The organism is Achromobacter spanius (assembly GCF_029637605.1).
Taxonomy (GTDB): domain Bacteria; phylum Pseudomonadota; class Gammaproteobacteria; order Burkholderiales; family Burkholderiaceae_B; genus Achromobacter; species Achromobacter spanius_E.
The window spans coordinates 1,451,698-1,465,587 of sequence record NZ_CP121261.1; the positions used below are offsets into that span (position 1 = coordinate 1,451,698).

At 63.0% G+C, this 13,890-nt stretch carries 14 protein-coding genes; 3 read left to right on the top strand and 11 right to left on the bottom strand.

The features are described from left to right. Positions 1-2 precede the first annotated feature (2 nt). Complete coding sequence (locus tag P8T11_RS06350; protein WP_268077736.1) at positions 3-1,295, top strand: NCS2 family permease; 1,293 nt, start codon at positions 3-5, stop codon at positions 1,293-1,295. 54 nt (positions 1,296-1,349) lie between these two features. On the opposite strand, the gene P8T11_RS06355 is transcribed toward P8T11_RS06350, so the two are convergent. Beyond that, positions 1,350-2,609, bottom strand: a complete 1,260-nt coding sequence (locus P8T11_RS06355) for a hypothetical protein (protein WP_268077735.1) — start codon at positions 2,607-2,609, stop codon at positions 1,350-1,352. A gap of 311 nt (positions 2,610-2,920) precedes the next feature. On the opposite strand from P8T11_RS06355, the gene P8T11_RS06360 reads away from it, so the two are divergent. Beyond that, positions 2,921-3,943 (top strand): LLM class flavin-dependent oxidoreductase, encoded by a 1,023-nt coding sequence (locus P8T11_RS06360; protein ID WP_268077734.1) that lies wholly within the window; start codon positions 2,921-2,923, stop codon positions 3,941-3,943. Between the two features lie 173 nt (positions 3,944-4,116). Continuing rightward, positions 4,117-4,491, top strand: a complete 375-nt coding sequence (trxA, locus tag P8T11_RS06365) for a thioredoxin (protein ID WP_050446945.1) — start codon at positions 4,117-4,119, stop codon at positions 4,489-4,491. A 70-nt stretch (positions 4,492-4,561) separates the two neighbouring features. On the opposite strand, the gene P8T11_RS06370 is transcribed toward trxA, so the two are convergent. The 10 genes from P8T11_RS06370 to P8T11_RS06415 all read right to left on the bottom strand — a co-directional run bounded on the left by P8T11_RS06370 (position 4,562) and on the right by P8T11_RS06415 (position 13,762). Further along, on the bottom strand, positions 4,562-5,149 hold the full coding sequence (locus tag P8T11_RS06370) for an IMPACT family protein (protein ID WP_268077733.1): 588 nt from the start codon (positions 5,147-5,149) through the stop codon (positions 4,562-4,564). Between the two features lie 33 nt (positions 5,150-5,182). Continuing rightward, positions 5,183-6,016, bottom strand: coding sequence for a transporter substrate-binding domain-containing protein (locus P8T11_RS06375; RefSeq protein ID WP_418910247.1), 834 nt, complete (start codon positions 6,014-6,016; stop codon positions 5,183-5,185). Between the two features lie 4 nt (positions 6,017-6,020). Next, the gene (locus P8T11_RS06380; RefSeq protein ID WP_268077732.1) at positions 6,021-6,794 is read right to left on the bottom strand and encodes an ABC transporter permease; all 774 of its coding nucleotides are present in this window, start codon (positions 6,792-6,794) and stop codon (positions 6,021-6,023) included. After that, entirely contained in the window at positions 6,791-7,789 is a 999-nt protein-coding gene (locus tag P8T11_RS06385; protein WP_050446947.1) for an ABC transporter substrate-binding protein, read from the bottom strand. Before P8T11_RS06385 ends, P8T11_RS06380 begins: the two co-directional genes overlap by 4 nt. A 74-nt stretch (positions 7,790-7,863) precedes the next feature. Further along, positions 7,864-8,634, bottom strand: coding sequence for an ABC transporter ATP-binding protein (locus P8T11_RS06390; RefSeq protein WP_268077731.1), 771 nt, complete (start codon positions 8,632-8,634; stop codon positions 7,864-7,866). A gap of 241 nt (positions 8,635-8,875) precedes the next feature. Next, complete coding sequence (locus P8T11_RS06395; protein ID WP_268077730.1) at positions 8,876-10,480, bottom strand: ABC-F family ATPase; 1,605 nt, start codon at positions 10,478-10,480, stop codon at positions 8,876-8,878. 116 nt (positions 10,481-10,596) lie between these two features. Then, on the bottom strand, positions 10,597-11,721 hold the full coding sequence (locus P8T11_RS06400) for an LD-carboxypeptidase (protein ID WP_268077729.1): 1,125 nt from the start codon (positions 11,719-11,721) through the stop codon (positions 10,597-10,599). Continuing rightward, positions 11,718-12,218, bottom strand: coding sequence for a tRNA adenosine(34) deaminase TadA (gene tadA / locus P8T11_RS06405; protein ID WP_268082432.1), 501 nt, complete (start codon positions 12,216-12,218; stop codon positions 11,718-11,720). The genes P8T11_RS06400 and tadA overlap by 4 nt, the downstream gene beginning before the upstream one ends. A gap of 10 nt (positions 12,219-12,228) precedes the next feature. Beyond that, entirely contained in the window at positions 12,229-13,077 is an 849-nt protein-coding gene (locus P8T11_RS06410) for an HAD family hydrolase (protein ID WP_230695035.1), read from the bottom strand. A gap of 187 nt (positions 13,078-13,264) precedes the next feature. After that, a complete protein-coding gene (locus P8T11_RS06415) occupies positions 13,265-13,762 on the bottom strand; it encodes a hypothetical protein (RefSeq protein WP_268077728.1) in 498 nt (165 codons plus the stop codon). Positions 13,763-13,890 lie beyond the last annotated feature (128 nt).

Here is a 13,890-nt window from a genome sequence, read left to right on the forward strand (position 1 = left end):
GAATGCTGGAGAAGTTATTCAAGCTGCGTGAACACGGCACCACGGCGCGCACCGAAATCGTGGCCGGCCTGACGACGTTCCTGACGATGTCATACATCATCTTCGTCAACCCGGACATCCTGTCGTCCACCGGCATGGACCGCGACGCCGTCTTTGTGGCCACCTGCCTGGCGGCCGCGCTGGGCTCGCTGGTGATGGCGCTGGTGGCCAACTGGCCGATCGGCATGGCGCCCGGCATGGGCCTGAATGCGTTCTTCGCCTTCACCGTCGTCAAGACCATGGGCTACACCTGGGAGCAGGCGCTGGGCGCCGTGTTCATCTCGGGCGTGATCTTCCTGATCTTGACGATATCGGGCATCCGCGTGTGGCTCGTCAAAGGCATTCCGCATTCCCTGCGCAGCGCCATCGCGGCGGGCATCGGGCTGTTCCTGGCGATTATCGCGCTGTCCAGCGCGGGCATCGTGGTTGCCCATCCGGCCACCAAGGTTTCCCTGGGCAACCTGACGGCGCATGGCCCGCTGTTCGCCATCCTGGGTTTCTTCATCATCGCCTCGCTGGACGCGTTGCGTGTGCGCGGCGCCATCCTGATCGGCATCATCGTGGTCACCGTGTTGTCGATGGCGCTGGGCTACAACGAATTCAAAGGCATCTTCTCGGCCCCGCCCAGCCTGGCCCCCACTTTCCTGAAGCTGGACATCCTGGGCGCGCTGCACAGCGGTTTCGTGCATGTGATTCTGGTGTTCGTGCTGGTTGAAGTGTTCGACGCCACCGGCACGCTGGTCGGCGTGGCCAAGCGCGCCGGCCTGGTGCCTGAAGGCCGCCCCAACCGCCTGGGCCGCGCGCTGTTCGCCGACAGCACGGCCATCGTCGCGGGCTCCGCGCTGGGCACCAGCAGCACCACCGCGTTCGTGGAAAGCGCCTCGGGCGTGCAGGCTGGCGGCCGCACCGGCATGACCGCCCTGGTGGTGGCCTTGCTGTTCCTGGCCGCGCTGTTCATCTCGCCCTTGGCCGGGGCCGTGCCCGCCTATGCCACGGCTCCTGCCCTGCTCTACGTGGCCGGCCTGATGATGCGCGAACTGATCGACATCGACTGGAACGAAGTCACCGAGGCCACGCCGGCCGCGCTGACGGCGCTGGTCATGCCCTTCACGTATTCCATCGCCAACGGCATCGCCTTCGGTTTCATCAGCTACGTGGTGCTGAAAACCGCCACCGGCAAGGTCCGCGACGTGCATCCGGCCACTTGGCTGGTCGCTGTGCTGTTCGTGATCCGATACGCATTTTTCCCTGAATAGCCTGGGTAGAAGTCAGCATTCAGTCAGCCGCCCGGCGTTGCCGTGGCGGCTGTTTCAATTGCCGCCAGGCGCAGCGATCAGTTCCTTTCGCGTTCGGTCTACCACGGCGTAGAGCAATACAGCGGCTGCGAGCACTGCCGCAACCCCATTGCCGATCAGAAGTCCTTTGAACACGGGCTGAATCGCCGATGGATCAAACCAGCCTAAGGATATAGGGACCCCCACAATAATCAGCGCAAGCCGGAGCAATGGCGGACCCGCCCTCCAATCCAGCAATCGAAGCAATGTAATGAACAACATCGCCAATCCGTCGAACGCCACAACCCAGATCGCAATAAAAAAGATGCTTAGCAACTCTAGCGAGACCTGTCCCAAATAAAGCCAAGAAAGGAGAGGAGACGCGACATACAGGATTGCTCCGCTCAGGACGACATAAGAAAGTCCAAAAATTGCGAGACCCTTCAAATCAGTGAGGATCCGATGCGGCAGCGCAGAAGCGACGTTGGCGACGGCGCGAGTCATCCCGATATAGATGACAGAGGCAATGTTCAAGAAATTAATCCCGATAGCGAGCAGCGCCACCAACCCCTCGTTGCCCCGTGCACTGGCGTACGCAAACAAGAACGACATGCCACCAGTGAAAATCAACCCTACCGGCGCCTCCGATCGGCCGTAGCTGAACAGATCCTTCCATTCGATCCGGTTGAAAATCGGCGCAATGGAAATCCGATGGGTGACCACACAGCCGTAGAGCACACACGCCAACAGCAGTAGTCTGACCACCGTTGTAGCAACGGCCACTGCCACGGCTGGGGAAAACAGGCCAACGTTGATCAAAAGCAGGTCAAGCACCGCGTTCGCAACAGCAGCTCCGACGGTCAACCTGAGCACCCCGCCTGCCCCACCCGACGCTTCGATCATCGCGCATAGCGCGATGTAAATCGTGGTGGGGGCGATACCTACCGCCAGCGCGTAATAACTATCGCGCGCGTTCTCTGACATCTCCACAAAAAAAACCATGGCGACCGACATCAGGAAAAGCAAAACGCCCGCGAGCAGCGCATAGCCAACGATCGACCCCGTAATGGTTTTCGAGTGCGGCTTTCGCAAATTAAAAGCAATGTTCACGCCCACCGTCAGGCCTAGCGCAAGCACGATATAAATCTGCGAAAACTGAACTGCCAGCGCAAAGTCGGCCGTCTCGCTTAAAGAAAACCGGCCCAGGATCATGAGATCCAGCGACACCATCGAAAGCGCGACCAAGCGGGATCCCGAGATAGTCAGGGATTGGCGGATAACCTCCCAATAGTTCACGTCTGCTCCTTGCAAATCGGCGTCAAACGGCCAGCCAGCCTCGCCTGGCAAGAAACCTAGCACAAGGGTCAAACGAACAATGGGCCATTCCAAAAATTCTTATTTTTACGATTGAGCTCACCCGATTTGGAGGCGAATAGTCGCCGAGCCGCCGCCCCCGGTTACAACCCGCCCGCCCATAAGGTTGCTGCCTGCCCCGGTTGAATTCGCCGATACACTCCCCATGTATCCCGTATGGAGTTCACCTTGCGCCTTACTCGCCTTATCCCCGCGTTGCCGTCCTGTCTTGCCCTGAACGAGGGGATGTCCGCATGAGCGCCCTTGCCCGCATCCCGTTTTCGGTCCTGGACCTGGCCCCCATTGTTCAGGGCCGCGATGCCGCCGACGCTTTCCGTAATACCGTGGCGGTCGCCCAGCATGTTGAACGGCTTGGCTACAAGCGCTTTTGGCTGGCCGAGCACCACAACATCAATGGCGTGGCGTCCAGCGCCACCGCGGTGTTGATTGGCCATGTGGCCAGCCAGACACGCACGCTGCGCGTGGGCTCGGGCGGCATCATGTTGCCGAACCATGCGCCGCTGATCATTGCCGAACAATTTGGCACGTTGGAAACTCTTTACCCCGGCCGTATCGACCTGGGGCTGGGACGCGCGCCCGGCAGCGATGGCGCCACGCAGCACGCGCTGCGTCGGGGGCCGCGTAGTGGCCTGGAGTTTCCGGCGCTGGTGGAAGAATTGCGGGGATTCCTGGCGCCCTCCCGGCCGGGCCAGCCCGTGCGCGCCATTCCCGGCGAGGGGTTGGACATTCCGATCTGGCTATTGGGGTCCAGCGATTTCAGCGCCCGCTTGGCCGCGGAACTGGGCCTGCCGTTTTCTTTTGCAGGGCATTTCTCGCCGGAAGGCATGGCCGCGATGCGGCTGTACCGGCACTTGTTCAAGCCGTCGGAAACGCTGTCGCGCCCTTACGCGATGATCGGCGTGCCGGTGGTGGCGGCCGAGTCGGACGAAGCCGCCCAGCGCCAGGCCACCACGCAGCAGTTGAAATTCCTGTCGCTGGTGCGTGGCCACCGCCTGCAATTGCAGCCGCCGGTGGACAACATGGACGGCTTATGGAACGAATGGGAGCGTGAGGCGGTCAATCAAAGACTGAGCGCTTCGATCGTGGGCGGGCCGGACACCGTGAAGCGGCGGTTGGAAGCCCTGGTGGCCGAAACCGAGGCCGATGAAGTCATGATCGTGTCCGACTTTTTCGACATCGCCGACCGGCTGCGCTCTTTTGAGATTGTTGCGTCCTTGAAGAACAACGCGGGCGTCTCGACAAAAACCGCGGTCTGAGCACCGCTGACTGCGCTCTCCACAGCGCCAACCATTGCGACGCTGCCATCGCCCGCTCTACTATTGACCCAGAGCGCGTGGCACATAAAGCGTCGCCGAATCAGGCCGGGGCTGGCACACCCCGGATTCCCGATACCGCCTTTTTGCGCCGCGCTCCGCGGCAAGGATCCAAAATGAGTATTGTTGAACTCACCAAAGAAAGCTTCCAGGAAGCCATTACGCCTGACGGTACCCTGATCGTTGACTTCTGGGCTCCGTGGTGCGGCCCGTGCCGTGGCTTTGCTCCCGTTTTTGAGCAAGCCGCGACCGAGCACACCGACGTCACGTTCGCCAAGGTGAACACCGACGTCGAGCAGGAACTGGCCGGCGCGCTGGGAATCCGTTCGATTCCCACGCTGATGGTCTTCCGTGAGAAGGTCCTGCTGTTCTCGCAACCCGGCGCGCTGTCGGGCGGGCAGTTGAATGAGCTGCTGGCCAAGATCAAGGAAGTGGACATGGAAAAGGTCCACCAGGAAATCGCAGCGGCACAAGACAGCCAGAACGCGTAAGCAAACAAAAGGGCCCGGTTCAAAAAACCGGGCCCTTTTCCAATGCGGGTCGCAAACACTGTGGAGCGTCTTAAGACACCAGATCCCAGGCCGAGCGCCCGCGTGTGATGTTGGCGACAGTGACTTCCAGGTCACTCACCACCGTGCGAGGGGCCACGAAAGATAGCACCACGCCGTCTTCGTTGAAGTCTTCCTGCTGCATCACCGCGCCCGCCTGCGCCAAGCGCGACTTCAGTAGAGCCAAGTCCGCAAAACCGCAGGTGCAGCGGATGGTGGCCAGGTCCACGATTTCGCTGCGCTCGCCCAGCCGCAGGCAATTCGCCGCGCAGCCACCATACGCCCGCACCAAGCCACCCGCGCCCAGTTTGATGCCGCCGTACCAGCGCACCACCAGCACGGCCACGCGGTCCATATCCTGGCCCTCGATCGCTTGCAGGATCGGTCGGCCCGCCGTACCGCCGGGTTCACCATCGTCGTTGAATCGGTATTCCTGCCCGATGCGGTACGCCCAACAGTTGTGGGTGGCTTCGGGGTCACCGCGCTCGGCGAAGAATCGCATCGCCTCTTCCACGGTGGCAACCGGGGCAGCGTACGCGACAAAGCGGCTTTTCTTGATGTCTTCCTGATACGAGCAAGGAGCGGTCAACGTGTGCGTCATGCCCGGCATTGTAAGTGCTGGGGCGAACGCGCCCTAGCCGTGGCAGTCGGGCACTTCCTGGTCCAGGTAGACGTCGAAGGCCACGTCGCGCGCCCACTTGGCTGTCATGGCTTTCCAGGCGCCGGACTGGTTCCAGGCCTTCATTTCGCTGGCAAGCCAAGCGCGGCCAGCGGTGTCCGCGGCCGGCAACAGCCATACGCGCTCGCGCGGGGCGCCGTCCGGTTCAAGCGTGGAGGAGAACTTCTTCCATTCGGGAAAGCGCACCAGCGGCTCCCAGACGGCGTCGTCCACCAAGCCGACATCGCAAGCGCCTTCGCGCACCGCAACCAGCGCATCAGACGGCACGCGATATGTGCGCACCACGGCGCCCCAGCTTTCGGCCAGCGCGCGAGTGTCGCTTGCGGCCTCCGCCATGCAGACGCTGCGGCCGCGCACATCGGCCGGTTTGCGCAGGGTGGTGTCACTACGAATCACCGCTTTGGGGCGCGTACGGTAGCCGGTGGGCTGCACCGCCACCGTGGGCGGTTGAGTGCTTTCGCGATCAGCAAGCACCACATCGACGTCACCCGCGGCCAACCGCGCCCCGGCTTCGTCAGCAGGAACCTGCTGCAAACGCACCGGCAAGCCCAGGCTCAGACCGAGCTTTTCGGCCATGTTGGCGTCCAGCCCGTGGGGGGTACGAATCTTTGCCCCCGCAACAGGCAGCGGGGCCAGATACGGCACGCCCACCACCAATTCGCCGCGCGCCTTCGCGGCGGCAAAGCCGGCGGGTTGCTGCGCGTGCGCGGCGCCCGCGCCGGCAAGCAGCAGGCCAGCCGTCAGAGCGAGCAGATGAGTCAGATGGGTCAGGTGCCGGGCCATGGCCATGGGCTTACACGTACTGGTAACGCAACAAGCGATGCTTGAGGTTTTCAAGCACGAACTGGTCGATCAAGGCGGCTAGCACGGCGATGACGAGGATGTTGGTCATCACGCCCGTCATGTCCGCGATCTCGCCCGAGTACGCCAGCGAGCGCCCCAGGCCCTTGCCGAAACCAATCAGCATCTCGGCGGAGATCAGCGCGCGCCAGGCGTTGCCGAAGGCAAGCTGTGCGCCCGTGATCAGTTCGGGCATGACGGCAGGCAGGTACACGCGCTTGACCAGGCCCCATCGCGTGGCGCCCATGACGCGCGCCGCCGACACATGCACACGCTGCACGGATTCGGTGGCATTCATGACGCTTAGCGCGGCCGGGAAGAACGCCGACAGCGCCACCACCACGATGATGGGCGTGTTACCAAAGCCCATCACGATCAGGAACAGCGGCACCCAGGCGATGGACGGAATCGATTGCAGGATGACGATGGCGCTGCGCAGCACTTCCCGAAAGAAGAACAGCACCGCCGCCACCAGCCCGAAGCCGATGCCTGCCAACAGCGCCAGGCTATATCCCGCACCCAGCCGGCCCAAGGTACCCATCAGGCTTTGATGGAACGATTGTTTGCCCAGGTCTTCGAACAGGCGTTCGAAGACGGCCGGCACGCCTGGCATCAGGAAATCAGGCAGGACGAACGCCGCCGACTGCCAAAGCAGAAGAATGAAAAGGACACCCAAAACGCCCGCAAGATGCTTGCGGGCGCCGGTCACACGGGTAGACGAGCTCAAAGTTTGCGCGCCTCTTGCCAGGACAGATCAACGATGCTGGACACGTCGTACGGCTTGCCGTCGCGGGTCTTCAGCGAACCTTGGGCTTGCAGGATGTCAGCAATTTCCTGCATGCGCGCCGTGTCCTTCTCCGTCAGCTTGGGCGTGAACACCTGCGTGCTGATGGCTTCGGCAATGACGGTTTCACGCGGCAGTTCGCCGCGCTTGAGCGTCTTCAGCGTGGGCTCGGCGATGAAGTAGGACGCGATCAGCTTGGACGCCTGCGCGGGTTCTTTCTGCAGCAGCGTGATGGCCTGGTTTTGCGCGTCCAGCGCCTTCCAGACATCGTCTTTGCGCTTGGCCAGCGTTTCACCCGAGGTGATCACGACCATGCACGGGAACGGCCAGGCCTGGCCCACTTCGTAGATCTGCTTGACCGGCGCCACCAACTGCGCGATGCGGTCATAGGGTTCGAACAGGAAGGCCGCGTCCACGCGCTTGCCCACCAGCGACTGCACGGCAACGGCCGGGCTCACGCCCATGATGTTGACGTCATCGGCATTCAGCTTGCCTTGCTTGAGCACCACGCCCTTCAAGACCACGTCCGCGGTGCTGCCTTCGGCTTGCGAGGCGAGCGTCTTGCCCTTCAGGCCCGCGATGTCCTGGATGCCGGAATCGTCACGCACCACCAGCGAGTGATAGCCCTGTTGCGCGCCGCCCACCACTTTCAGGTCCGCGCCCTTGGACGCCCACGCCACGGCGTTGGTGAAGCCGAGCACGCCGATGTCCAGTTGCCCGCCAACAATCGCCTTGATCAGGTCAGTGCCCGACTTGAATTCGATCAGCTCGGAATCCAGGCCGGCCTTTTGATAGAAACCGCCCTCTTGCGCCACGATCGCTTGCGCGTCGTCCATCACCCGCAGATAGCCCACGCGGAACTTTTCGGCGGCCATTGCCGGGGCCGCGGCCAGCAGCGCGGCCGCCAGCGGCAGGGAAAGCCATTGCTTGAATTTCATCAGAGGAACTCCAGGGGATACAAGATTGGCGATGCGCGGACGTCGCCACAGATTGGGAATGAGAGAAATGGGGGTCAGGCGGCCAGGGCCATGTCGGCGTGGGCTTGCGAGCCGTCCACCGCGATGCCCAACAGGCGCAGGATCTCGCGCTTTTCAGCGGCCAGATCCGAGAGATCGTGTGTCTTTGCGCGATGCGCCAAATTGAATTCGCGCAGCACGCGCGCCGGACGGGGGCTGAAGACAACGATGCGATCGGCCAGGAACAGGGCTTCGTCCACATCATGCGTGACGAGCAGCACCGTGGGCTTTTCCTGGGCGATCAGTTGACGCAGCACGTCTTGCAGGCTCAGCCGGGTCAGCGCATCGAGCGCGCCGAAGGGCTCGTCCATCAGCATGGTCTGGGGCTGCGCGATGAACGCGCGCGCCAGCGCGGCGCGTTGCCGCATACCGCCGGACACCTGATGCGGGTAGTAATGTTCAAAGCCGGCCAGGCTGACACGCGCCAACCACTCACGCGCCGACTCGCGGGCGCGCTTTTTGGCGACCTTCTGAAATTCCAGCGCCAGCGCCACGTTATCTTCCAGCGTCAGCCAGGGATACAGCGCATGTTCCTGGAACACCAGCGTGCGGCTGGGGTGCGGGCCCGCCACCGGCTTGCCATCGGCCAGGACGCTGCCTTGCGTGGGCATTTCCAGCCCGGCCGCCAAATGCAGCAGCGTGGACTTTCCGCAGCCAGACGGACCGACCAGGGCGACGAGTTCGCCAGCCTTGATTTCGCTGGTGAAGCCGTCGACGACGGGCAGGTCGCCGAAGTGCTTGTGGACGTGATCGAAGTTCAGGTTCATAGGACGAATCTTGGGCGCGCGTGAAAACGAGCCTCAAATCTAACAATTCGTTATATGAATTCAAACAATCGATATTGAATGTCTTTACAGCTAGCAGTTATATAAGACCGGTTCCCAGGCAGACCCAGGCTTGTCAGACCCAAGCCGCGTGCCCTGCCCGACCAGCTAACGCTAAAGGCAAAAACAACACGGCGCGCCCCGTAGGACGCGCCGTGCTTGACCACCAGCGACTGAAGCGGCGTCAGGCTTCGATGCCGCGCGATTCCAGATAGTCTTCGTAGCCGCCGCGGTAGTCGATGATCTCGCCCGATGGCAGGATTTCAATCACGCGGGTGGCCAGGCCCGACACGAATTCGCGGTCGTGCGACACGAACACCAGCGTGCCTTCGTACTTTTCCAAGGCGAACTGAAGCGATTCGATCGATTCCATGTCCAGGTGGTTGGTGGGCTCGTCAAGCAGCATGACGTTGTGCCGGCCCAGCATCAGGCGGCCGAAGGTCATGCGGTTCTTTTCGCCGCCGGACAGCACCTTGGGCGCCTTGGGCAGGTCGTCCGCCGAGAACAGCAGGCGGCCCAGCACGGAGCGGATCGACTGATCGTCATCGCCCGGTTGGCGGTGGTCGCCCATCCAGTCCAGCAGGTTGATGTCGGTTTGCAGGAACTGGTCGGACACGTCCTGCGACATATAGCCGAGGTCGGCGTTGTCGGACCATTTCACCGAGCCCGAATCCGGCTGCAGTTCGGTGGCCAACAGGCGCAGCAAGGTGGTCTTGCCCACGCCGTTGGCGCCGATGATGGCGATTTTTTCGCCGGCATCGACCATGGCCGAGAACTTGGTGATGACAGGCGCGTCGTAAGCCTTGGTCAGGTTTTCGACCGTGACCGCCAGGCGGTGCATGACCTTGTTCTGTTCAAAGCGGATGTACGGGTTCTGGCGCGACGACGGCTTGACCACGACCTGGTCGGCCTTGATGCGGTCGATCTGCTTCAGACGCGACGTAGCCTGGCGCGACTTCGACTTGTTGGCGGCAAAGCGGCGCACGAAGTCTTGCAGTTCGGCAACACGTTCCTTGGCCTTGGCGTTGTTGGACACCAGGCGTTCGCGGGCCTGGGTCGAGGCCAGCATGTAGTCGTCGTAGTTGCCCGCGTAGATGCGGATTTCACCGTAGTCGACGTCAGCCATGTGGGTGCACACCTGGTTCAGGAAGTGGCGATCGTGGCTGATGATGATCATCGTGCTCTGGTAGCTGTTGAGCACGTTTTCCAACCAGCGGATGGTGTTGATATCCAGGTTGTTGGTGGGCTCGTCCAGCAGCAGGACGTCGGGGTTCGAGAACAACGCCTGTGCCAGCAGCACGCGCAGCTTCCAGCCCGGGGCCACTTCGCGCATGGGCAGGTTGTGCTGGTCCACGGCGATTTCCAGGCCCAGCAGCAGTTCGCCAGCGCGCGCTTCGGCGGTGTAGCCGTCGTACTCGGCGAACTTGGCTTCCAGGTCAGCCGCGCGCATGTAGTCGTCTTCGGTGGCTTCCGGGTTGGCGTAGATGGCGTCGCGTTCGGACATGGCGGCCCACATCTCGGTGTGGCCCATCATGACGACGTCCAGCACGCGCAGGTCTTCAAACGCGAACTGGTCCTGGCGCAGCTTGCCCAGGCGCACGCCCGGCTCAAGCGAGACGTTGCCACCGGAGGCTTCGAGGTCGCCGCCGATGATCTTCATGAACGTAGACTTACCGGACCCATTGGCCCCGATCAGCCCGTACCGGTTGCCTTCCCCGAACTTGACGCTGACGTTCTCGAAAAGGGGCTTGGGACCGAACTGGATGGTGAGATTGGCTGTGGATATCACGGTATTTTGAGTCTGAAGGCGCCCGAAGACGCATGCGAGGAAACCCAATAGTGTAGCAAATGGGTTTTTCCCGCCTGCGCTCGGCGCGCCTCAGGCTTCGGGCCGTGCGTACCCGATCAGTGGTGGTGCTCGTCCAGCACCAGGTGGGCCAGGCCCTTCTCGGTGGCGATGCCCACTTTTTGCCCGATGGGCAGCGTGGCCTTGGTTGCCACATGGCCATAGGGCAAGCCGGTGATGACCGGCACCTTGACCGTCTTGCGCAGCCACGCCACGACCTCATGCAGGTCGTAGCCCTTGTCGTGCGGGGCCAGCTTGTAGTCGGTGAAACGGCCCAGGACAATGGCCTTCTGCTTGGCCAGAATGCCGGCCTGCCACAGTTGGATCAGCATGCGCTCGACGCGGTACGGGTGTTCGGCCACGTCTTCCAGGAACAGGATGCCGCCGCGCACCTTGGGCATGTACGGTGTGCCGATCAAGGACGCCACCATGGCCAGGTTGCCGCCCCACAGGATGCCGCGGGCGTCGACCGGGTCGGCGTCTTGGGTCTCGAAACTCAGGATTTCAAGCTCACCGCGCATCACCTCGCCAAACAACGCTTCGGTCAGGTCGTCGACCTTTTTGCCGCCGAAGTCAGCAACGGCGGTCGCGCCGGTGTAGCTGACCGCGCCCGTCTTCGCCAGCAACGCAAGGTTGAACGCGGTGAAGTCGCTCATGCCTACGAAGCGCTTGCCACTGTCGGCCATGGCCTTCCAGTCGATCTGGTCCAGCAGCCGGCCCATGCCATAGCCGCCGCGCGTCACCATGACGATGGGCAGCTTTTGCTTGATGGCGCGCGCCAGGCTGGCCGCGCGCTGGGCGTCGGTGCCGGCAAAGCGTTGGTGCTCGGCAAAGGCGGTGCGGTCCAGGGCGGTCTTGAACCCCTGCTGCTGCAAGCGCTCGCGCGCCAGTTCAACCGTGGCGGGGTCGCGTACGGCCGACGACGGCGAGATCAGATAGATGCCGCGGGCGTCCGGCATGACTTGCCCTTCAGCGTGATGGTGACCGTGGTCGTGGCCGCAGTCTTCGCCGCAGGCGAGCCCGTGATCATGATCGTGGGCGGCGCTTGCCGTGGCGGCCGCCGTAGTGGCCGCCGGGTTGGCCGCCTTTTTATTAGCCGCCTTTTTAGCCGCCGGTGGGGCCGCCTTGCTGGCAGGCCGGGCCGCCTTGTTGGAGGCGGATTTGGCGGGTTTGCGGGTGCTCATGCGTTGGATTCCTTGGTGCGGCGTTCACGGAAGAACCGGCGCAGCAGGTCGCCGCAAGGTTCCGCCAGCACGCCGCCGGTGACTGAAGTGTGATGATTGAGTTTGGGAACGGATCCCACGTCCAGCACGCTGCCGCAGGCACCGGTCTTGGGGTCGTAGGCGCCGAACACCACGCGGGCCAGCCGCGCGTGCAGCATGGCGCCGATGCACATCACGCAGGGTTCCAGCGTGACGTACACGGTAATGCCGGGCAGGCGATAGTTTTCCAGCTGCCGCGCCGCGCTGCGCAAGGCGACGATTTCGGCGTGCGCGGTGGGGTCGTGGTCGATGATGGTGCGGTTGTAGCCGCGCCCCAGGATCTCGCCCTGCGCGGAGACGACCAGGGCGCCCACCGGCACCTCGCCAATGGCGTAGGCGGCCTGGGCTTCTTCAAGCGCCAGCCCGATATAACGTTCGTCTTCGGCGGTCCAGGGTGCAACCCCCGTAACCGCCGCCACGGGGCCGGCCTCAACCACGGTACACCCGGGACTTCAGCGCGATACGGCCGGCCAGGCTGGTCACGGCCTCTTCCAGCCATTGGTATAGCTCAGCCTGTTCGTCGTAGCGGGCCTGGTTCAAGTTCGACACGCGCCCTTCTTCGATGAAGCCCCAGGCGCGGCTGCGTTTGTCGCGGTGCTTGGGGTCCCAGACGCCAAAGGCGAAACCGCCAGCTCGGCGGATCAAGGAAAAACACGGGATGTCGGTGTAGCCGTCGCCCACGAACACCATCTGGTCGAACGGCACGCGCAAGCGGTCTTCGGGCACCTTGCGATTGACTTCGAAGGGCTTGTTGCGGAAGTCGCGCCCGATGATGCCTTTCTGAATGTGGAACAGATAGCGGGTCTTGTCGGTAAAGCTGACGATGCGGCGCGGAAAGGCAATGCCGCCGTCATCGCCATAAACGAATTCCGAGGCCCAGATTTCGGTGAATTCATGGGCAATGGGCGTGGATCGCACCACATCGCCGATGCCGCTTGATATCAGGTAGAACTCAAGCTGGACTTGCGGCTGTTCGGCCCGCACGGCGGCGCGCAGCCGCTGGAACAGGGTCGGCACGCCATCGTGCAGCTCAAGCCGCGCGCCCCAGTCTTTCAGGCGCTGCTGGGTGATCAGCCCATTCGTGCCCGCCTGGGACAGTTGGATCATCTTGTACAGATAGGCGGGGACAGGGTCCCAGTCTTGCTGGGACAGCAGCGGGTCTACCTCGTCCTTCCAGAACGAGGCCGTATCCACACCGATGCTTTCCAGGAAACCCGACGTGCTGTCCGAGGCCAGCGTGTCGTCGAAATCGAAAATCAGGGCGATGACGTCGGACATGGGAAGGTGCGTGAATGGGGGTGTGACAAGCGCGCAAGCGCGCAACAGCCGCCATTTTGCCTGAATGTGACGGCCGCTGCGCCGTCAGCCGTCGCAAATACGGCGCCGAAACCCCTTGCGGGGCGGCGGCGCCGTCGTCATGGCCCTTCCGGGCACGCTTGCTATTGGCGGGGGTAATTGGTCGGGCTTACTGACGCATCGGGGTGCCCGTCGTGGCGGGCGGGGGAGCCATGCCCTGGGCCGGAGCCGTCGGCGGCGGCATGGTGGTGCTGGGGGGGACCGTGCCCGCGGGCACCTGGATCACCGTTTCACGCAATACCCCACCGCCCTGCACGCTGCCGCGCACATTGGTGGGCGACGTCATCTGCGTGATGCAATCCTGGCGAGACGTGGTTGGCAGGCGATTGCAGCGGTCAAGCATGTTCTGCTGATAATCGGCGGTGGAGCCTTCCTTCAGATTCTGTCGATTGGCTTCCTGGCGGGCCGCGCCGGCTTCGCGCATGCAGGTGGCGCGGTCCTGGTTGGACTTGCCGCTCTTGCAATTCGCCACGTCCTGTTCGTACTGGGACTGGATGGCCGCGCGGCCAATGGCATCAGCCGCGTGGACCGCTCCCGCCGCCAGCATCAAACCCGCCGCGCAAAGGGATGCCGCAAGGCGTTTGGTATGCATGGGTCGTACGTTCATGGCCAGCTCCTTCAAAGAATTGAACCGTAGGCGGCGCGAACCTGACAGCGCTTGCGCCGCCTGCTTGTAACCACTATCCCACGATGAGACGCCCCGCACATGACGAGCGACGTGATTTCGTAAGTCGA

Coding starts and splice junctions, on each gene's coding strand:
- P8T11_RS06350 (WP_268077736.1), top strand. CDS start 3: ATGCTGGAGAAGTTATTCAAGCTGCGTGAACACGGCACCACGGCGCGC.
- P8T11_RS06360 (WP_268077734.1), top strand. CDS start 2,921: ATGAGCGCCCTTGCCCGCATCCCGTTTTCGGTCCTGGACCTGGCCCCC.
- trxA (WP_050446945.1), top strand. CDS start 4,117: ATGAGTATTGTTGAACTCACCAAAGAAAGCTTCCAGGAAGCCATTACG.
- P8T11_RS06370 (WP_268077733.1), bottom strand. CDS start 5,149: ATGACGCACACGTTGACCGCTCCTTGCTCGTATCAGGAAGACATCAAG.
- P8T11_RS06375 (WP_418910247.1), bottom strand. CDS start 6,016: ATGGCCATGGCCCGGCACCTGACCCATCTGACTCATCTGCTCGCTCTG.
- P8T11_RS06385 (WP_050446947.1), bottom strand. CDS start 7,789: ATGAAATTCAAGCAATGGCTTTCCCTGCCGCTGGCGGCCGCGCTGCTG.
- P8T11_RS06390 (WP_268077731.1), bottom strand. CDS start 8,634: ATGAACCTGAACTTCGATCACGTCCACAAGCACTTCGGCGACCTGCCC.
- P8T11_RS06400 (WP_268077729.1), bottom strand. CDS start 11,721: ATGAGCACCCGCAAACCCGCCAAATCCGCCTCCAACAAGGCGGCCCGG.
- P8T11_RS06410 (WP_230695035.1), bottom strand. CDS start 13,077: ATGTCCGACGTCATCGCCCTGATTTTCGATTTCGACGACACGCTGGCC.
- P8T11_RS06415 (WP_268077728.1), bottom strand. CDS start 13,762: ATGAACGTACGACCCATGCATACCAAACGCCTTGCGGCATCCCTTTGC.